A 20,035-nucleotide genomic window follows, 5' to 3' on the forward strand; every position below is an offset into this window, starting at 1 on the left:
GCGTTCCGTGTCCTCACCCCTCCCGAGATCAGGACAGCGGGGGCTGCGGCGCCGGCGGCTCCTGTTCCGTGCGGAACCCGATGGCCTTGTGGCTGCCGTCGCAGAACGGCTTGAGCGAGGAGACCCCGCAGCGGCAGAGAGCCACGGTCTTCCGCCGCGGCGGAATCACCTTGCCCGTGGGCGTGAGGATCTCGAACGGTCCGCGCACCAGCAGCGGACCGTTCGGGTACGCGGTGATGCTCACCGGCTCGGTGGCACCGGTGTCGGGCTCGTCGTCCCACTGGTCGTCAAACCGGGTGGAGGGCCGAGCAGTGGGCTGGGCGTCGGGCTCGGTCACGCGGGCACCGCGGCACTCTGCGGCACCCGCAGGGCCGAGGTGCCGGCCGTCCAGGCGTCGATCTGCTGCGCACCGGCCAGGCCGTCCACGTAGAGTCCGGCCGCGGCCCCGAAGAAGACGTCCTCGAGCAGCTCCGGTTCGTCGGTGGCGAGGGACCCGGCCAGGTCGCGCGCGGCGATCTGCTCGTGCACCGCATCCGCTTCGACGTGCTCGTCGAAGTAGAAGGTGACGTCGGCGTCGTAGCCCAGCCGCCTAAACCCGTTGCCGTAGAGGCGGTTGGGCAGCGACGAGGTCATCTCGAAGGCGGCGAGGTGCCCGGCGATGGCGCCGCGCAGCCGGCGGTGGGTGCCGAACATGGTCATCATGTTGCTCGAGGCCAGTGTGATCGCCGGCACCACGTCGACGTAGTGTCCGTTGGTGGCGTCCAGGCCCACGCCGCGCAGGGTGCGGGCGAACAGCTCGGCGTGCATGCGGTCGAACCGGCCGCCGCCGTACTCGTCGGCCTGGATCTCCACGAGCGCCGCCTTGGCGTGCCGGCGCAGGCGCGGGATCGCCCAGGTGTGCGGGTCGGCCTCCTTGAGCTGGTAGATCGAGCGCAGGATGAGGAACTCCCGCGCCTGCTCGTCGGTGGCCTTCTTCGCCAGGTAGCGGGAGACGCTCGGGCCGGTGTCCGAGCCGGTCAGCTCGAACAGCGCCGCGGCGACGCTCTCCAGTCCGGGTTCGGGCAGGTCGGGCACGGATGCGCGTTCGCGCAGTGCCTGTTCAAACGGGGCTTCGATCGCCGCGCAGAGCGCGAGCACCTCTGGGTGCCATTCCCAGTCGTCGTCGACGCCGTGCAGGCCGCTGTATCGCAGCTCGTAGGCCAGGAACAGGGCAGTCTGCAGATCGTCGTCCTGCACGATGTCGGCCGTGTCGGCCAGGGCGGCGGCGGTGCGCTCGCGTAGCGCTGAGGCAAGACCGGTGTCGGGGGCGGTGGGGGAGGTGTCGAGAAGTTCGAGCAGGGCACCGCTGACCGGGCCTCGGGAAGTGGGGAGTCGCATGTGCGTTACCTCGCTAGTCGGCTGGCTGGGCGCGCCCGGGTGGCATCGCCGCCAAGGTGGACGACGTTACACGCGACCACCGACACTGGTGTCGCGCCGCGCCCTTCGCGTCTGATCGCCTGGTCGTCAGGGCGCTTCTCGTCCGCCGAGGTGGGCTACGCGCGCCGGAACGTCATCCGCCAGTTCGTCTCCCACGACAGCCCTGCATCGTTCGAGAACGCCTGTTGCCAGGTGGGCTCTGGTCCGGTCGCATCCCAGATGAAGCGCACGCGGATGGGCACGCCGTGCAGCACGTCCTCGGCCAGGAAGGTGCCGATCCCGTCGGCGAACGCCCCGCGCACGGGTGTATCGAGCGCAGTCGGGTTGCGGCCGTCGAGCCACCAGATCGACCACTCGGCATCCGCCGTGGAATACGAGCGGAGGGCGACGGCCCGATAGTCGCCCGCCGGATGCCGGAGGAGGTTGTCTTCGAGGTTGCCCAACCCGCCCAGAATGCTGCGCGTGGAGGAGAGCCCCTCGAAGGTGGTCCAGGTATCGGCGCCGCTGAAGATACCGTCCAGCTTTTCGTGCCGAACCGTCCAGTCGCCGAGGATGAAATCGAAGTCGCCGGGTGCCTGTGGGCCGTTCGTCGACATAAGACTGTCCTTTGCTCGATGCGCGATGTGCCGGGCCGGGTCATCGTTTCGCCGATCGAATGACGGATGTCGGATGCTCGGCCCTGACAACCCTCCCAGCTTCCGAGGCCGCCCCCAAGGCCACTTGGCGGCGAGAGTGCTGGACCACTGCATCGGTGGTGCTCCCCGGCCTACTCGGTGCGCCCCGTGTGGCTGGATGCGCCACCTATAGCTGGCGCATCCAGCCACACGGGGTGCAGCGAAGCCCAAACGGATGCGTGGCACCCCGCGGCCGGCCCACCCGGGTTCAGTCGGTGCGAGACGCCGCCGACCGAATGGCCTGGGCCAGGTCGCCGGGGCGGCTCCACATCGGCCAGTGGCCGGTCGGGAGGTCGACGACGTCGAGGTGCTCGAGGGTCGCGACCTCGGCGAACATGGGATGGCCTGATCGGGCCAGCTCCAGCATCTGCGCGCTCGGGATCGAGCAGCACACCAGGGTGGTCGGAACCGCGCGCCGGGCATCGTTCGTGAGCCCGAGGGGCTGACGCAGCACGGGGCCGGGCTCGGGGACCGCCCGGGCCCGGAAGCGCCCGAGGGCCTCCGCGCTCAGCCCGTCGAGGCTCGCCTGCGGGGGGAATGCGTCGAAGGGCGGCAGCGGAAGCTCTTCCATTCCCTCTGGAAGGTCGGGGGCGAAGACGCTTCCGGCGGCGACCGGCCCGGAGTCGACCCACACCACTCGCCGCACAAGCTCCGGGTGCCGGTCGAGCACGAGGCTGACGGGAAAGTTCGCCCCGCTGTGAGCGACGATGATCGCGGGCTGCTCCGCGGAGACCCCGAGTCGAGCGAAGAGCTCCAGGATCGAGGCGGCTTGATCGTCGAGGGTCTTCGTCGCACGATCGGGGTCGTCGCCGTCGAGACCGGGCAGGGTCATCGCGACGGCCCGGGCATGGTCGGTTGTCAGATGGTCAAGGACGTCATCCCACGCCCACGCGCCGAGCCAGTGGCCGGCGATGAGAACGATGGTGGGACTGCTCGTTGTAGGTGTCATGTCACTACTCTCGTAGGCGCTACCGGCAGGTGTGTGTCACTATTTGTGTCATGAATTTGCTGCGAGTCGAACGGTGAAGCGAACTGAACGGCTCCACGCGTTGTCCGAGATGCTACGCCGCAACGGCTCACGGGGCTGCTCCGCCGACAGGCTGGCGAGAGAGTTCGACGTCTCCGTTCGCACGGTCAAGAGAGACCTCGCCGCGCTCGAGCGCAGCGGCGCGCCGCTCTGGTCCCGCCCCGGTCCGGGCGGCGGCTTCGGGATGGCCGTGGGCGCATCCTTGCCACCGGTCAGTCTGTCCCCGGCCCAGGCCGTCGCGCTCCTGGCGGCCGTGTCGGCCGCGCCCGATGCCCCCTACGCCGATCTGGCCTCGGCCGGCATCCAGAAGATCCTGGACGTGCTCGACCCCCGCACCCGAGCACGAGCCGACGAGCTGGCCGAACGGGTCTGGGTCAACCCGCCTCCCTCCTCGTCGCGAGCAATCAGGTCGGCTCTGGAGCAGGCGATGGCCGAGCAGCGCGTCATCCGGCTTCGCTACACGGCGGCAGACGGTGCCACCAGCACGCGTGACGTCGAACCCCTGCTCTTCGCCTCCACGAACGGCCAGTGGTACCTGGTCGGCTGGTGCCAGCTGCGCGACGCAATCCGCTGGTTCACCGTGTCGCGCATCGAGCGCGCCAGCGTCACCAAGACGGCCTGCAGCGGCCATACCCTCCAGGAGGTTGGCGAGCCCCCGGCGAACGCCAGACCGGTACACGCGCGCGGCGAGTGAGCCGCGCAGCGCCGCCACCGCACGCACTGAGAGCACTCGACCACACCGGGTAAGAAAAAGGCAGGGTTTAACCCTGCCATCGATCTGCCCGCACCTCCCTACTCTCAGGGACGGAGCCGAATTGTCTCCACAATCTCGGGAGTCTCAATGCGCGCAGCATGGTTCGGTCAGTCACAGGCGTCAGCACCATCAGCGCTCGGCAAACACCGGATGCGCCGCCTCCTCGCGCAGGTGACCGTCGCGTCGCTGCTCCTGGTCACGCTGGGCCTCGCCGGCCTGCCAGACCCGGGCAGTCAGGCATCCGCGGCGCAGACCGGGCTCGGGCAGCACGACGACGACGGCTCGGGCGGTGGCGAGGGGCCCCCGACGGCGCCACTACTGGTGCCGCCCACCTTCACCGCCGACTCGCCGCCCACCACCGCCACTGTGGGGACGGCGTTGTCCTACTCGTTCAGTGCGACCGGCACGCCGTCGCCCACCTTTTCCTCGGGAACTCTGCCCGACGGCCTCACCCTCACCTCCGCCGGGGTGCTTTCCGGCGTGCCCACTCAGAGTGGCGCGTTCACGTTCACCGTCGCAGCCGACAACGGAGTCGGCCAACCAGCCACCGTGACGCGCACGATCGACGTCGCCGGGCCCGGCACCGTCTCGTGGGACGCTCCACCTCCGGCCACGGTGGGCGTGCCGTACTCCTTCGCCATTCAATACACCGGATACCCGGCTCCCACCTTCACCACCTCCGAGGTGCTCCCACCCGGGCTGACGCTCTCCGCGGAAGGCGTGGTCTCCGGCACCCCCACCGCAGCGGGCAGCCGAGTGGTTACCTTCAATGCCGCCCAGCTGGTTAGCGGCAGCTCGCTCATCATGTTGGAGTTCGTCGTCAACGCCGCGCTCGCGCCTGACGCCGCCCCGATTCTCACCGCGGATGCCCCGCCCGCCACCGCGGACGCCGGCCAGCCCTACAGCTATACCTTCACCGCGACCGGAGTGCCCGCGCCCACCTTCCACCTGTCCAGCGGGCTGCTGCCCACCGGCATGACCCTCACCGCGGATGGCCTGCTGTCCGGGTCGCCGCCCAGCGGCGGCGCCTGGGACTTCACTGTGAGCGCCACCAACAGCGTCGGCACCGTCACGGGAGGGCCGCACACCATCACGGTGTCCGCAGCCGAGCCAGGCTATGTCGTCGGCTGGGGCAATGACTTCTTTGGTCAGGTCAGTGGCGTCCCCGCGCGCTCCGATATCACCGCGATTAGCTCGTCGTACTCGACTGCCCTGGCGCTCACCAACGCCGGCACCGTGATCGGGTGGGGTGATAACGCCGACGGAGGACTAGATGTTCCGAGCGGTCTCACCGGGGTGACTGCGATATCTGCCGGGATTTTTTCTTCGCTGGCATTGAAGAGGGACGGCACCGTCGTAGCCTGGGGGTCGGACCTCGCCGTGATGAGCTTCGCGGCAGGCTTGAGCGGGGTGGCGGCGATCGCAGTGGGGGACGACCGTGTTCTTGCCCTCAAGAACGACGGAACGGTCGTCGAGCAGATAGGCAGTTGGGCTGGAACTCGGCAACCAATGCCCGCCGGCCTTTCTTCCGTGACGGCCATCTCCGTGGGGGAGTTTCACGCCGTGGCGTTGAAGGCCGATGGGTCGGTTGTGATGTGGGGCGACGACCAGTTCGGTCAACTGAATCAAGGACTCACCGACGTCGTGAAGATCACGGCCGCAGGTCTCTACACTCTCGTGTTGCATCGCGACGGCACTGTGGAGACGGTGGGCACCGAGGCACCGAAGGGGGCACCGGCGCTGAATGGCGTTGTGGCACTCGCCGGCAATGATCAGGTTTCTTTCGCGATCACCACGGGCGGTGTTCTCCACGTGTGGGGCTCCGGGCCACCGCTTCCTAAGAATCTGGCCAATGTCATCGCGGTCAGCCCCGAGTACTACGCCAGCAACGCACTTATCGGGCGCGCGGCCCCGGCGTTCACTGCCGCCACACCACCGACGGCAGGCCACACCGGCACGCCCTACTCCTACACCTTCACCGCCACGGGCACCCCCACGCCCACTTTCTCAAACACGGGAGTCCTGCCGGCCGGCCTCACCCTCAGCCCCGAGGGCGTGCTGTCGGGCACACCCACCACGGGCGGCTCATTCGACGTCACCGTGACGGCGTCCAACGGGGTGGCCTCCCCGGCCGAAGCCCCTGTCACCATCACCGTTGACGACCCGCCGGCTTTCACTGCGTTCACCCCGACGGATGCCTCGGTGGGCACCGCCTATTCGTATCAGTTCACGGCTACCGGCTACCCCGCACCCACCTTCACGGTCCCGTCCAGCGACCTGCCGCCGGGCCTGACCCTGAGCCCCGAGGGCCTGCTCAGCGGAACGCCCACCGCCGCCGGCGACTACTCCTTAACCGTCACGGCCAGCAACAGCATCACTCCCGACGGCGTGCCCGCCAAGGTCAGCATCCGCTTTACCGCACCGCCCGTGTTCACGGCGGATGAGCCCCCGGCGGCCGCGCTCGGCGTGCCCTACTCCTACACGTTCACCGCCTCCGGCAGCCCGGCGCCCACGTTCACCCGCACGGCCGGCGCTCTGCCGAAGGGCCTCACCCTCAGCGCCCAAGGCGTGCTCAGCGGAACTCCCCAGGTGAGCGGTGACTGGCGCTTCACCGTCACCGCGGACAATGGCACGGCAACACCCGCCGTGAGCAAGGAACACGTCCTCCAGGTCAGCGAGGCCGCCGTCTTCACCGCGGACACCCCGCCGACCGCAACCATCAACCAGGCCTACTCGTATACCTTCACGGCATCCGGGCATCCGGCACCCACCTTCGCGAAGTCCTCCGGCACCCTGCCGGCCGGCCTCACCCTCAGCGCGGACGGTGTGCTCTCGGGCACCCCCACGGCCGGTGGCATCTCCTTCTTCACTATCACCGCTGACAACACCGTCGACCTGCCCGCATCCAGCACGCACCGATTTGTCGTCAGCGCGCCGCCGGTGTTCACCGCCGATACTCCGCCGAACGCCGAGCTCGGCCAGGCCTACTCCTACTCGTACCTGGCCACCGGCACGCCTCGACCAGACCTCAATTTGTCCTCCGGCACGCTGCCGGCCGGGCTGACCCTGACCAACGGGGTGCTTTCGGGAACGCCCACCGAGCAGGGCACCTTTGAGTTCACGGTGTCCGCCGACAACAGCATCGGTTCTCCGGTGCTGGCCGGCCCGCGCACGCTTGTCGTCACCGCGGCACCGCTCTTCACCGCGGATGCGCCGCCGCACGCGACAGCCGGCACGGCTTACGACTACAGCTTCGCGGCATCCGGCACCCCGGCACCCCGGTTCAGCGTGACCGCGGGCACCCCGCCCGCTGGCCTCACCCTCACAGCTGACGGACGCCTCAGCGGCACGCCCACCACCGGTGGCGTGAGCACCTTCACGGTGTCCGCCGGCAACGGCATCGGCGCACCCGCCACCGCGGAGGTCACCTTCACCGTGGAGCAGGCCCCGGTGCTCACCACCGCGACCCCGCCCGACGCCACCCTGAACGCGCCGTACTCCTATGCGTTCACGGCCACGGGCACCCCGGCGCCCACCTTCGCCCTCAGCACGGGAAAGCTGCCCGCCGGGCTCACCCTCAGCGACGGGGGACTGCTCACCGGCACGCCCGTCAAGGGCGGTGAGTTCGAGTTCACGGTGACCGCTGACAACGGCGTCACCCCGGTCGCGTCCAGCCGTACGCTCACGATCAGCGTCACCGATGCCCCGCTGTTCACCGCGGTGACGCCGCCGTCCGCGGTGGCCGGCGAGCCATACTCGTACGCCTTCGCCGCCACCGGCAGCCCGGCGCCCACCTTCGCGCTGACCGCCGGCACCCTGCCGGCCGGCCTCACCCTCACTCCCGACGGGGTACTCTCGGGCACCCCCACGGCGGCCGAGTCGCCGTCGTTCACCATCACCGCCAGCAACGGGGTGGGCGCCGACGCGGTTTGGGTGGTTCCGGCGCTGCTGGTCAACCCGGGCGAGCTCGACACGGTGATCGTGGCCCCGCCGGCCACCGGCGGAACCGGCTACCCCGTCGTAGCGGGCGCGCCGTTCACCTTCGGGGTCGACGGGCAAGACGCCAACGGCAACCCGTTGCCAGGCCAGGTCGCCACCTTCAGCGTTGCTGCCGGCAGTGTGTTCCCCGGCGTCGTCAGCGGCAACACCATCACCTTCATCAAGGCCGGCACGCACACCATCACGGTGACTGTCGGCACGGTCAGCACGACCATCGAGGTGGTCGTGGCCGCCGGCCCGCCCGCCGAGGTGACGCTCGTGCCCAGCACGCTCACGGTGAAGCAGGGCGGCTCCATCACCCTCGCCGTCTCCGGGGCGGATGCCTACGCGAACGACACCGGTGACCTCACCGGCCAGGCCGTCTTCACCAGCGACTGGGATGTCGACGTCATCGACGGCGCCACGATCACCTTCCCGCACGCGTCCCCGCACGTGATCACGGCCACGCTCGGCACCCTCACGAGCAGCGTCACGGTGGAGGTGGTGCCGACCGCGGTCACGCCCACGCCCACGCCCACCACGCCGCCGACCCCGGAGCCCACGCCGACCACGGCGCCGACCCCCGAGCCCACGCCGACCCCGGCGCCGACCCCGCAGCCGACACCGACCGCATCCGCGCCCGGTGTAGCGACTTCCTCGCCCACGCCGACGTCAGCGGCACCCCACGATTCCGGGCTCGCCAAGACGGGAACGGACCCGCTGCCCGGGATCATCGCCGGTGGGGCATCCGTGCTCCTCGGACTCCTGGTGCTGATGCTGGCCCGCCGGCGCCGCGCCATCCGCTGATCGAAGGGCGCCTCGGGTGACTCAGTGCACCCTGTGTGGCTGGATGAGTCCGCTATAGCGGGATCATCCAGCCACACGAGGTGCAGCGAAGCCCGGGCGGGCCTGCCGCCGGTTCTACTTCGGCGCCGCCCCGATCGACCAGATCCGGGTGGGCGGCGTACCGTTCACGGCGTAGTCGCCCACGATCCGCGCCTTGAACACCCACGGGTTGTGGCTGGCCGCGGTGCGGGCGTTGCGCCAGTGCCGGTCCAGGTTTCTCGACCGGGACACCCCGGACGCCGCCAGCGCGTCGAAGATGTCGGAGGTGGCCCGGGTCGCCAGCGCCACCAACACCACCTGCGCCTGCGCGGTTGCGAGCTCGGCGAGGTCGTTGAGCCGTTCCTCCTCGACCACATCGTCTAGGAACGCACCCTCATAGACCCCTTGCAACGCCCAGGCCGCCTTCTCCATGATCGCCTCGGCCGCGAACGCCTGCGCGGACACCTCGCCGACCACCTGCAGAATCTGTGGGTCGGTGGCGAAAGATGGCGCGTTGCCGTGCGAGAAGATGCGGGTGCGGGCCTTCACCTCGGCCGCGATCTCCACCTCGGCGGCCTTGACCGTGCCGGCCAGCACCGCCAACAACACCGCCTGGTAGAACGCGGTCTGGTAGGTGAACCTGGTGTCGAAGTCGATCACGTTCTCTTCCGTCACGACGGCATCCACGAACGTGCTGGTGCCGCTGCCGGTGGTGCGCTGGCCGAAGCCATCCCAGTCGTCGCTGTGCGTGACGCCGGGCTGGTGTGCGTTCACCACGGCGATTACGTTCTTGCCGCTGTCGCCCACCTGGGCGAAGGTGTCGATCCAGTCCGCGAAGATGCTGCCGGTGGAGTAGTACTTGGTGCCGTTCACCACCAGCTCGCCGGGCCGGCCGCCCACCTTCGGGCGCACCCGCGTGATGACGTCACCGATGGTGACGGTGCCCACCTCGGTCCAGGAGTTGCCGACGATCTCGCCGTTCACGAACCGGGCCAGCCACCGGTCGCGTTGGGTGCCGGACGACACCAGGCGGTCCTCGACGAAGGCGAAGTGCCCCCGCAGTGCCTGCGGAATGTTCGAGTCCGCGGCGGCGAGTTCGGTCAGCAGCCGAAACAGCTGCGGCAGGCTTGCGCCGAGGCCGCCCGCGGCGACGGGCACCCGCAGGGCACCGAACCCGGCTGCCGTGAGCTCCTTGATCTGCTCGTACGGCAGCTGGTGGTCTTGTTCGCGAGCGGATGCGCCGGCGGCGATCCGGGCGAAGATCGGCCGGAATCTCGCGGCCAGGTCGGCGTACTCAACGGCGGCAACGGGGGAGGAGGTGAGCGTGGTCATGGGAAGGACACTAGGTCAGCGGTCGCTGGAGCCGCGCGGAGATGACGGTTCGAGTCTGCGGAGATGACGGTTCGTGTCTGCGGGACGCCTGGCTCTGGTCGGTCGAGCTTCAGCGATGACGGGTCGCATGGCTCTCGTCGGTCGAGCTCGAGAGACGTCGGGGTGTGGGGCAAGGCCGGTGCCACGCTCGGATGGCGCCGGTCTGTTCAGTACTCGATGTGCGGTGCGGCTACTGTGCCGGGCGTAGAGCCGACAGGATCGTCGCGTAGCGGAGCAGGAACGTGGGCTCGTCGAGGTGCTTGCGGCGCAGCCATCCTGTGACCTCGTTGTTGTGTTTGCTCGCGTTGCACGACGGGCAGGCGGGAACAACGTTCTCGAGGGTGTACCGGCCGCCCCGGGAAATCGGCATGACGCAGTCACGCTGGAGCGCCGGACCCTGGGCCTGGCAATAGGCGCACCCTCCCCAGGCCGTGAGGAGGTCGGCCCATTCTGAGGCGGTGAGGTCGTTGTCGACGCGGGCGAGTCGTCCGCGCCGGCGCTTCGCATATCGTGCGCTCGCTGCCGCCGACACCTTGGTCGGGAATTTGCGGGGAGAGGGCACATCTCAACGGTACTCCGGCCGCTCCTGCCGCGCGTGCCGCTGGCCTGCAGCGCTCAGTCGAGCGCGACAGAACCCAGAGCGGGGAAGTCCGGCGGTGTGTAATCGCTGACCGTGAGCGACTGGATCGCCGACATGTCCCACGCGCCGGGTACCTCGATCTCCTGCGTGCTGGCACTCGGGTCGATCACGGCGATTTCGTAACCGCCCGCGGCGGAGCCCCAGTACCCGTCTGCATCCTGAACGAGCGCATCCTCGTTGAGATAGAGACGCAGATCTGCTGCGTCTCCGGTGTGAAAGTTGTCGAGCAGGACCCAGACCGACCCGTCACTGCGGCGCTCAATGTCGACGGTGCCCTCGGTGGTTGCTCCTTGCGAGACGAACGTGCCGCTGAGCGGGAGTTGCTGTTCGAACGCGCTGAGCTCTGAGGCTTGGGCGTCCCCGGAAGTTGTCGGAGAGCTGCTGGAGGTGGCGGTCGGTGACGGGACAGGGTCCGCGGCCACGGTGCATCCGCCCAACAACACGGCGACCGGAATCCCGACTGCGCCAACCCACCGAAGTACTCGTCTCCGCCCCATGCTGTTCACCCTAGGTGCCAACCGCCGTAACAGCCCCTAACTGGGGTAAGTGCGGCAAACCCGCCGCCCGCCGCGCCTGGTTTGCCGCACTTAGGCTGACAACAGGAATCACCGACAATAGTTGGGGGACTAACGTAATGAGCCCGGATGGATTCGGAGCACTGCTCGCCGCGTACGGCGGGATCCTGGTCACAACGGTTGGCCTACCATTTGCAGCGTCCTTCCTCTTGGACGGCGTCGTTCAAGTCGTTCGGAACAACGGCTTGAGACTCTTCTTGGGCGCCCTGGGTTTGTCCGTGTTGGTCGCCCTGGTCGGCTACCTGCTCTGGCAGTACGGCAGTACCAATGCCGCCCTTGCCCCGTCAACGCTTGAGAGCATGGGAACGATCGCGCAGATGCTGTTGACCTTCTCGACGGGCCTAGCGCTGATCGCATTCGTCAGCCGCACGGCAAGACTGCTCTGGAAGTCGCGGCGCGCGGCATCATGAAGGCTGTTCCATCCACGCGACCTCGTGAGAGTCCCTGACCCGGCGCGGTCCTGGCGCCGGGGTGCAGTCGGTACCCACGGCGTGACGTGACCCTTCGCGAGGTGGGCCCTCGGCCCAAGTCGGCCTGCAATCACCTCCGCCGCTTGAATCGCAGCCACAGCGGCCGTCCCGGCATTTCCACCCGGAGCCCCGGCGAGCCTCCCGCTCGCCGGAGCCGGGCGCTCGCCAGGTTCTTCACCGTGGAGGATCAGAACGTACGCCCTGCAGCCGCGCGATGGCGTCCGCCGACTCCACAGTCTCTCGGTGGTCGGCGCCCAGCACGCGCGACTGGTCGTCGATGAGGTGCAGTCTGGCCGAGAGCGCGCTGTCATCACCGAGTTCTTCCAGCACATCTGCGATGTAGGCTCTGGCGCTCAGCACGTCGGTGTGGTCTGGCGGGAGCGTCTCGCGGAGTCCTCCGAGAACCTGCAGGTGTACCCGCAGGGATTCCGGGTAGCGCTCAGCCATGCCGAGCGCTTGCGCGAGATACCCCTGGGTCTGAAGCGTCAGATTGTGCTTGGGTCCGAGTATTCGAATCTGATCCTGAACGACCTCTTCAAAGCGCGTGATCGCCTCTTCGAAGATGTCCTCCTCCCAAACCGCGACTGCCATATCGGCTCGCAACTTCAGAGCTTCCTCCGAGCTGGCGGGCAGGGTTGCGAGCTCCTGCGCCCACAGCGCGAGCATGACCCGTAGGCCGTCAGGCGAGAGTCCAGCGGACTTGGTGGCGATATCTCGGGTCAATGGATGGTCGTCACCAAGGACTCGGCGAGCATCCTCGAGAAGGACCGAATAGTCCTCTCTCGCCTGATCGATGTCGCCACTAAACCACAGCGCACGGGCGATGGCGGCCCGAATTCTGAATATCAGGTAGTCCTCGAAGGGAACGAGAGCAGCGTAGAAGGATAACGTCGTGCGATATTCGAGAACGGCCCGCCGAGCCAGTTCTGGTCTGGGGCTTCGCAGGTTATCGCCCAATGCGCCGTTGGTTAGCACGTCGGCCAAGAGCATCCGGTCATGCGCGGTATCGGCGTCATCCGAACCCCATCGCCCGATCAGTTCTTCACCAACGGCGACAGCCTCGTCGGTGCGATGGCTGTCTGCCAGCGCGCTCATGTAGCTGCGCAGTAGTTCGCGCGACTCGATTCCGGCCTCTAATGCGTACGTGATGAGCTTGAGACGCTCTGGAAACTCGCGGTAGGAGTCGAGCTCGACCAGCAGCATGAAGATTGCGGTCTGCAACGTGGAGGGCGGAATCTCGTAGCCTGCAGCGTGCAACGCGATGGCGAGTCGCGCCACAAAACTGTCGGGGGAACGCGGCGAGTTGGGTTCGGGATCGTCATTCCGGGGGTCGAGAGCCCGCGTGACTTCGGTAGTCAGCAGCTTGCGCACTTCCCTGCGGTCCGACTCCCAGAGCAAGGCATCGTCCGCGGCGGCAATCTGCCTCTGCTCTGCCGCGGCGAACTGCCAGAGGTCGAGTCCGGCGGCTGGTCTCGCCCACGCCCTGCTGGAGACCCGTCCATCGAGAACTCCGGCCGATTCGTCGATTTCACCGGCATCAAATTTCTCGATCACATCGAGCAGCAACGACGAGCTCCACTCCGTCGCGCGCCCATGCTCGTGGTTGATGAGTTCCGGAATACCCAGAGCTGCGATCACCAGGCCGCGCCGAACTGGCTCGTCGAGGTCGTCCCATTGCTCTTTATACAGACCATGCAGCGTGTCGGGCATGCCCAGCAGGTCGTTCTCCGTGAGCTCAAGCTCGCGAGCCTGAAACCGCTTGAGCTTCGGGATCTCGCAGAACAGCTCGAGCGCGAGCGGATTGGGGTACTTCGCGAGGATTCTCGCGCTGGTCGCGCTGGTGACCCGAGGAAAGTAGAACTTGAGGATCTCGGCCAGCCCGGCCTCCGGAAGTGGGCCCAAGTCGGCGTTGAGGGGGAAGAGACCGTCGTCGTCGCCCAGCACCCCGTCGGGCGTGATCCGGATGGTTCGGGCGCCGGCCATTGCCGCTCCGGTCGATGACCCGGGGTCGATATGGCCGTTCCAGGCCGTCGTTACGATGAGAACGGAAGCGTTCCCGCCGGCGAGGTGGTCAAGCAACTCGATCAATGTCTCGTCAGCGGTGTGTAGGTCTTCAACGAACAGCACAAACGGCAATGCCGGAACCGCGAAACGGCCTACTGTCGCGACAGTTTCGGTGATGAGGTCGCCATGGTCCGGGGCGATAGCGTCTTCCCTGCGGAGTTGCCCCGTTCGGGCGACCTGGTTGCGCCCCGCTTGATAGGCGCGCGATGCCAGCCACTCCACCAGGCCGAGACCCGGGATGGTCGCACCTGCAGCTGCGAGTATCTGGGTCTTGAGCTCGTCGCCCGCTTCCCGGAAGCCGGCCACCCCGAACTCGCGCAGCAGCTGCTTGAAGGCATGGCCCCGAGATTTTTCGAGCCAGGCAAGATCGAGGTACGCTGCGTGAGCCTGGAGGTAGCTGAGGTCCTGGCTGAGGGCTACCGTCGGAACACTATTGCGGATGCTTGTCGATACCCCCCACCACATGTAAGTGGGTAAGCTCCCGCTTTGGTGGGTCACGACTGGGTTGACGACTTTGCGTCGCGCCGCCACACCACCCGTTTCGTGATGCAAACTGAGCATCGTTCTCGGCCAGTAAGCGGGTTCAGTTTGCCGTCCGGCCAGGGCTGCGTAGAACTCGCGTGCGATGCGGGTCTTTCCAGTGCCTTGCGGTGCCTCGATGCTGATCCAGATCGGTGCTGCGCCTGTGGAGATCTCGTCGAACGCCGCGAGTATCCCGTCCACGATGGCTTGGCGTCCCTCACCCTGGAATTCAGGCTCCCGGACAGTCGCGCGATTCGTGCTGTCATTTACATCGTTCACTTTTTCCCCCTTGACGATTTTGAAACCAGCAAGCCGAATCTTGCTGCTGCTAACGGTTAAGTTCAAAGACGTTGTTGGTCCACTCCGACCATGTCGGCTAGAACTGAGTCCCTCTGGGCGCGAAGCAAACCGTCGGCCACTTCATCGGGTGATGGCTGTCGGCGACGGGACTGGACCCGCGGCCACGGTGCATCCACCTAACAGCACGCAGACCGGAATCCCGACTACGCCAACCCACCGAAGTACCCGTTTCCGCCCCATGTTGTTCACTCTAGGTGCCCCGCGCAGTCACGGCCGCGAATAGCGGTCTGACCGGGCGGTCTATTCTCGTGAGGCGAAGCCGGTGGGAACGTGTGTGGCACGGCGGCTCTGGGCCCACTGGGGTCAGGGCGTCGGCGCGACGGCCCCTCCGGTGAGGACGATTTTCGCCTGGTAGTCCTGGAGAATCTCGACCGTGATGCCGGTCAGAGCAGGGTCGGCGGCGAGTGGTTGCAGGTGGGCGAGCATCGGTTCTCGACCGGTCGAGTCGCCGATGGTGACTGCCAGGGACCTGCACACACTCAGGTCAACCCCGGCCACCGCGGGATCGGTGATGAGCGTATCGAACGCCGCGAGCAGCAGACCGGTCGAGGCGCACGGCCGCCCGTCGTCAGTGACCAGCATGAAGGCACCGTGCTCGTCGCTCTCGGTAGCCATCACCGCCACGGGCACCTCCGTGCCGTAATCCCGGAAGACGGCGGTCATCGTGGCGGGTGCCGTATACACCAACGGGACGTCCCAGCCCAGCCCGGCGGACTCCACACGGTCGTCGTGGAGCACGGTGAACACCAGATCGGCGTCCTGCTCGGCCTGCTGAGCATCCGTGCCCACCGACAGGGTGACGTTGTGGTAGTTCAGAGAGATGCGCAGGCCATCGGCCGTGGAGTCGGCCAGGTAGGAGGTGGCGTCCTGCACGAGCGCTCGCACGTCGCCCTCGGTGGCGTCGTCCGCGATGGTCCCCTCAACGCGCGGATCACACAACGCCTCGCAGCCCGTCAACCTGAGCTCGGTGGACTCCACGATCGGCTTGCTCGCCAGCCAGGAGTTCGCCTCATTGCCGGCGACGGAGCAGCCGGTCAGGATTCCCGCCGCCACCAGGCCCAGCAGCACGGCGACGGCCAGCCTACGGGTCGACCGGCCGCCGTCACGCGACAGCAGCGTACTCATCCGTGTGGTCATGCCTGCAGCTTAGGGGTGTGCTGGGACGCATCTCGGGAGCAGTGCTCAGTAGTGAAGCCCTGGCTCACTCCGGCGGGCATCGCCCTCAGGTGTTCCCGAGTCCCGGTCTTCGGACTCGGTCCTTCCCGGTAGCAGAGACAGTGGGGCGCCCGCGGCAGGCGGCAGGCGGCAACCGGCTCCGCTGCCGCGCTGGACACCATCTCGAACTCGTCGCCGGCTCCGACGGCTACGGCCATAACCAAGCCGAAGGCCACGGATGCGACCCAAACTGTGCCGTCGCGTGCGAGCCCATCGCATCCGACGTTGATTGCGCCGGCGCGCCAGCCAGCGATGCGGGTTCTCGGCGCGCTCGCCGCCCGGTCGTCGTGCAAGGCTTGCCCCTGTGAGAGAGAAACCACAGACCGAACTCAATGTCGGCACCACATGGTCTTCGAGCGTGGTCTCCGCGGCGCTGACGTTCCACTGTGGTGCGTTCCTGTTGTTTCTGATCAGCATCCCCGGTTTCGGGCGCTGGAGCAGTGCGCCCGAGAATCTCTGTACCGGCTCGATGCAGGCCCTGGCTTCGTCGGCCTCGGCGCCGTCTGCAGAATCCTGAGCAGCTCGGTGCTGCGCTCGTCGACCTCGGCGTCCCGGGTGGTGCTGGGCGACCTCGGCGTGGTGGTGCTCGCCATTGCAGTGCTCGCTGCGATCAGCATCCCCTCCGACACCTCAGGCGCAGTGTTTCTGGGCATTATGGTCCTGTTCCTACTGGGGGTGCCCGTGACGGCCGCGCTGAGTGGGATGTCGGTGTTGGTCGAGCAGTATCGGTGGTTGCAGATCGTGGTCACGGTGACCTTGGTTCTCAACGCTGGCGTGGTCGTGGTGGGCTTGGGTCTTCAGATCGCCGGCTAGATCCAGCCGGGCAGACGAAGAGGGTGTGACCCACCGTGGTCGATCACACCCGCTCCTGCTGCAGCCGGATGTCGCGGTACACCTTGATCGACTTGGGTGGAGAGTGCCAGGTTCCTTTCGTTAGGCGGGCGCACTGCGTTGGTCGAGCCTGTCGAGACCCCGCGGGGTGTCTGAATACTGGTCCCGCGGCGCCCGCAATTCGTCTGTTCTGTCAGTAGGTTTCGGCAGGCTCAACCAGCGGTGCGGTCGCGATTCGCTTGTCGTCTTACTGGGTTTCGACGCGCTTGATCAACGGGGGTTCGGCAAGCTCGGGTGCAACTGAGCGAACGCACGCACCAATCCGCCCAAAAGGAAGGGTTTTACCCTGCCATCGATCTGCACCCCACCCCCTAACGTCGAGCACGGAGCCGCAAAACTCCACTATCTCGGGAGTCGCTAATGCGTGCAACACGGTTCGGTCGGTCACAGTCATCGATGCGCCCAGCCTCTCCGCCAGCGCGTGCTCAGCACCGGATGCGCCGCCTCCTTGCGCAGACCACCATCGCGTCGATGTTGCTGGTCACGCTGGGCCTCGCCGGCCTTCCGGGCTCGCTGAACCAAGCATCCGCAATGCAGACCGGGGTGCCGGCGCCCGGCGACGACGGCTCGGGCGGCTCGGATCCCACAATGGCTGCCCCTATCTTCACCGCGGCGGCGCCACCTGCCACGGTGGACGTGAAAACGCCCTACAGTTACGCCTTCGCCGCGACCGGCACACCGGCGCCCACCTTCTCGCTCTCCGCCGGGAGCCTGCCCGACGGTCTCAGCCTCACCCCCGCCGGAGTGCTGGCCGGCACGCCCACCCGTGGCGGCAAGTTCACCTTCACCGTCGCGGCCGCGAATAACGCCCCGCCCCAGGCTGAATCTCCGCAGGTTATCGAGGTTTTCGCTCCCGGCTACATTGAGCCGGTCGCCGACCAGTTCGCCACAGTGGGCGTTCCCTTTTCATTCACGCCTCAGATCAGCGGCTATCCCACGCCCAACCTGCTGATGCAATCGTGGGGAGACTTTCCTGAGGGGTATTGGTTCGCTTCGGACGGCACACTCTCGGGAACGTTCACGGTCCCGGGAAAGTACGACTTGGGGTATTTCGTCTACCGGCTGGACGACGATGGCAGTGGTAATGGCACGGTCACTTCCTACGCGAGGTACACATTAACTGTCAGCCCCGCCCCCGGCGCGGCCCCCGTCCTCACCGCGGATGCACCGCCCGCCACCGCAGCCGCCGGCCAGCCGTACAGTTACACCTTCGCCGCCACCGGCACGCCCACGCCCACCTTCAGCGTGTCCAGCGGTGTGCCGCCCACCGGCATGACCCTCACCCCCGAGGGCGTGCTCAGCGGCACGCCCACCGAGCAGGGCAGCTTCACGTTCGCCGTGGCCGCCGCCAACAGCATCGGCAGCCCTGCGGTGGGCGCCTCGCACACCCTCGTGGTCACCGCCCCGCCGGTCTTTGCCTCGGATGCGCCGCCCCGCGCAACCGCCGGCACGGCCTACGACTACACGTTCGCGGCATCCGGCACTCCGAAGCCCACGTTCAGCCTGACGGCGGGCACCCTGCCTGACGGCCTCACCCTCACGCTTGCCGGAGGCCTCAGCGGCACGCCCTCCACCGGCGGCGTGAGCACGTTCACGGTGTCCGCGAGCAACGGCATCGGCGCCCCCGCCTCCACGGAGGTCACCGTCACGGTAGATGAAGCGCCCGCACTCACCGCCGCGACCCCGCCCGACGCCACGCTAGGAGCCCCGTACTTCTACGCGTTCACGGCCACGGGCACCCCGGCGCCCACCTTCGCCCTCAGCACGGGAAAGCTGCCCGCCGGGCTCACCCTCAGCGACGGGGGACTGCTCACCGGCACGCCCGTCAAGGGCGGTGAGTTCGAGTTCACGGTGACCGCTGACAACGGTGTCGCGCCGGTCGCGTCCAGCCGTACGCTGACGATCAGCGTCACCGACGCCCCGCTGTTCACCGCGGTGACGCCGCCGTCCGCGATCGCCGGCGAGCCCTACTCGTACGCCTTCGCCGCCACCGGCAGCCCGGCGCCCACCTTCGCGCTGACCGCCGGCACCCTGCCGGCCGGCCTCACCCTCACTCCCGACGGGGTGCTTTCGGGCACCCCCACGGCGGCCGAGTCGCCGTCGTTCACCATCACCGCCAGCAACGGGGTGGGCGCCGACGCGGTTTGGGTGGTTCCGGCGCTGCTGGTCAACCCGGGGGAACTCGACACGGTGATCGTGGCTCCGCCGGCCACCGGCGGCGCCGGGTATCCCGTTACGGCGGGGGACCCGTTCACCTTCGTCATCGACGGGCAGGATGCCAACGGCAATCCGTTGCCGGGCCAGGTCGCGACCTTCAGTGTTGCTGCCGGCAGTGTGTTCCCCGGCATCGTCAGCGGCAACACCATCACCTTCATCAAGGCGGGCACGCACACCATCACGGTGACGGTCGGCACGGCCAGCACCACCATCGAGGTGGTCGTGGCCGCCGGCCCGCCCGCCGAGGTGACGCTCGTGCCCAGCACGCTCACGGTGAAGCAGGGCGGCTCCATCACCCTCGCCGTCTCCGGGGCGGATGCCTACGGGAACGACGTCGGCGACCTCACCGGCCAGGCCGTGTTCAGCAGCGATTGGGATGTCGACGTCATCGACGGCGCCACGATCACCTTCCCGCACGCGTCCCCGCACGTGATCACGGCCACGCTCGGCACTCTCACGAGCAGCGTCACGGTGGAGGTGGTGCCGACCGCGGTCACGCCCACGCCCACCACGCCGCCGACCCCGGACCCCACGCCGGCCACGCCGCCGACCCCCGACCCCACACCGACCACGCCGCCGACCCCCGAGCCCACGCCCACCACCGCGCCGACCCCGGAGCCCACACCGACCGCTTCCGCGCCCGGTGTAGTGACACCCTCGCCCACGCCGACCTCAGCGACGGCGGCACCCGCCAAGGCTGGTCTCGCCAAGACGGGAACGGACCCGCTGACGTGGCTTCTGGCCGGTGGGGCGTCCGTGCTCCTCGGACTCCTGGTGCTGATGCTGGCCCGCCGGCGCCGCGCCATCCGCTGATCGAAGGGCGCCTCGGGTTGCTCCGTGCGCCCTGCATCACGCTGCCGATCAGCTGCGGATGCCGCCGCTGCAGCCGCGACCCCGAGCCCCCCAGTGTGGGGGTGTGATCCCCGATGATCTGGGCCTTCAACCCCGCGGGCGGTGTCTGGCTTTGGTGCAGGCGCTGTGCCCGTGCCGGTCCAGACCCTCTGAGGAGCCGTGTGTCCACTCAGCGTGATTCAGC

General features: G+C 68.0%; 14 protein-coding genes. 5 read left to right on the forward strand and 9 right to left on the reverse strand.

The annotated features are described in order from the left end of the window. Nucleotides 1-28 precede the first annotated feature (28 nt). The 4 genes from DOE79_RS17790 to DOE79_RS17805 all read right to left on the reverse strand — a co-directional run bounded on the left by DOE79_RS17790 (nucleotide 29) and on the right by DOE79_RS17805 (nucleotide 3,039). Complete coding sequence (locus tag DOE79_RS17790) at nucleotides 29-337, reverse strand: CDGSH iron-sulfur domain-containing protein (RefSeq protein WP_120339633.1); 309 nt, start codon at nucleotides 335-337, stop codon at nucleotides 29-31. Next, nucleotides 334-1,377: an iron-containing redox enzyme family protein gene (locus DOE79_RS17795; RefSeq protein WP_120339634.1), complete on the reverse strand. Its 1,044-nt coding sequence runs from the start codon at nucleotides 1,375-1,377 to the stop codon at nucleotides 334-336. The genes DOE79_RS17790 and DOE79_RS17795 overlap by 4 nt, the downstream gene beginning before the upstream one ends. 155 nt (nucleotides 1,378-1,532) lie before the next feature. Next, the gene (locus DOE79_RS17800; protein WP_120339635.1) at nucleotides 1,533-2,012 is read right to left on the reverse strand and encodes a DUF1579 domain-containing protein; all 480 of its coding nucleotides are present in this window, start codon (nucleotides 2,010-2,012) and stop codon (nucleotides 1,533-1,535) included. 286 nt (nucleotides 2,013-2,298) lie between these two features. Continuing rightward, a complete protein-coding gene (locus DOE79_RS17805) occupies nucleotides 2,299-3,039 on the reverse strand; it encodes an alpha/beta fold hydrolase (RefSeq protein WP_120339636.1) in 741 nt (246 codons plus the stop codon). Between the two features lie 73 nt (nucleotides 3,040-3,112). Here DOE79_RS17805 and DOE79_RS17810 point away from each other — a divergent pair, with 73 nt between their 5' ends. Both DOE79_RS17810 and DOE79_RS17815 read left to right on the forward strand, forming a co-directional pair. Then, entirely contained in the window at nucleotides 3,113-3,811 is a 699-nt protein-coding gene (locus DOE79_RS17810) for a helix-turn-helix transcriptional regulator (RefSeq protein WP_120339637.1), read from the forward strand. Nucleotides 3,812-3,958: 147 nt separating this feature from the next. Further along, nucleotides 3,959-8,656: a putative Ig domain-containing protein gene (locus tag DOE79_RS17815; RefSeq protein WP_120339638.1), complete on the forward strand. Its 4,698-nt coding sequence runs from the start codon at nucleotides 3,959-3,961 to the stop codon at nucleotides 8,654-8,656. Nucleotides 8,657-8,770: 114 nt separating this feature from the next. On the opposite strand, the gene DOE79_RS17820 is transcribed toward DOE79_RS17815, so the two are convergent. The 3 genes from DOE79_RS17820 to DOE79_RS17830 form a co-directional block, all read right to left on the reverse strand. Further along, nucleotides 8,771-10,006 carry an acyl-CoA dehydrogenase family protein gene (locus DOE79_RS17820; RefSeq protein WP_120339639.1) on the reverse strand — a complete coding sequence of 412 codons (1,236 nt, stop codon included), beginning with the start codon at nucleotides 10,004-10,006 and terminating at the stop codon, nucleotides 8,771-8,773. A gap of 229 nt (nucleotides 10,007-10,235) precedes the next feature. After that, the gene (locus DOE79_RS17825; RefSeq protein WP_245977003.1) at nucleotides 10,236-10,607 is read right to left on the reverse strand and encodes an HNH endonuclease; all 372 of its coding nucleotides are present in this window, start codon (nucleotides 10,605-10,607) and stop codon (nucleotides 10,236-10,238) included. Nucleotides 10,608-10,660: 53 nt separating this feature from the next. Beyond that, nucleotides 10,661-11,107 carry a hypothetical protein gene (locus DOE79_RS17830; RefSeq protein WP_120339640.1) on the reverse strand — a complete coding sequence of 149 codons (447 nt, stop codon included), beginning with the start codon at nucleotides 11,105-11,107 and terminating at the stop codon, nucleotides 10,661-10,663. Nucleotides 11,108-11,445: 338 nt separating this feature from the next. On the opposite strand from DOE79_RS17830, the gene DOE79_RS20815 reads away from it, so the two are divergent. Continuing rightward, entirely contained in the window at nucleotides 11,446-11,670 is a 225-nt protein-coding gene (locus DOE79_RS20815; protein ID WP_220094257.1) for a hypothetical protein, read from the forward strand. 234 nt (nucleotides 11,671-11,904) lie between these two features. Here the strand turns inward: DOE79_RS20815 and DOE79_RS17840 are convergent, their stop codons facing one another. Together DOE79_RS17840 and DOE79_RS17845 are read right to left on the reverse strand one after the other, a co-directional pair. Next, nucleotides 11,905-14,661 (reverse strand): tetratricopeptide repeat protein, encoded by a 2,757-nt coding sequence (locus DOE79_RS17840; protein WP_120339642.1) that lies wholly within the window; start codon nucleotides 14,659-14,661, stop codon nucleotides 11,905-11,907. A 318-nt stretch (nucleotides 14,662-14,979) separates the two neighbouring features. Continuing rightward, on the reverse strand, nucleotides 14,980-15,813 hold the full coding sequence (locus DOE79_RS17845) for a hypothetical protein (RefSeq protein ID WP_120339643.1): 834 nt from the start codon (nucleotides 15,811-15,813) through the stop codon (nucleotides 14,980-14,982). A gap of 423 nt (nucleotides 15,814-16,236) precedes the next feature. Here DOE79_RS17845 and DOE79_RS17855 point away from each other — a divergent pair, with 423 nt between their 5' ends. Together DOE79_RS17855 and DOE79_RS17860 are read left to right on the forward strand one after the other, a co-directional pair. Then, the gene (locus DOE79_RS17855) at nucleotides 16,237-16,704 is read left to right on the forward strand and encodes a hypothetical protein (RefSeq protein ID WP_120339645.1); all 468 of its coding nucleotides are present in this window, start codon (nucleotides 16,237-16,239) and stop codon (nucleotides 16,702-16,704) included. Between the two features lie 513 nt (nucleotides 16,705-17,217). Then, complete coding sequence (locus DOE79_RS17860) at nucleotides 17,218-19,812, forward strand: putative Ig domain-containing protein (RefSeq protein WP_162942825.1); 2,595 nt, start codon at nucleotides 17,218-17,220, stop codon at nucleotides 19,810-19,812. Nucleotides 19,813-20,035: the final 223 nt, after the last annotated feature.

The sequence above is a fragment of the Cryobacterium soli genome (assembly GCF_003611035.1).
Classification (GTDB): domain Bacteria; phylum Actinomycetota; class Actinomycetes; order Actinomycetales; family Microbacteriaceae; genus Cryobacterium; species Cryobacterium soli.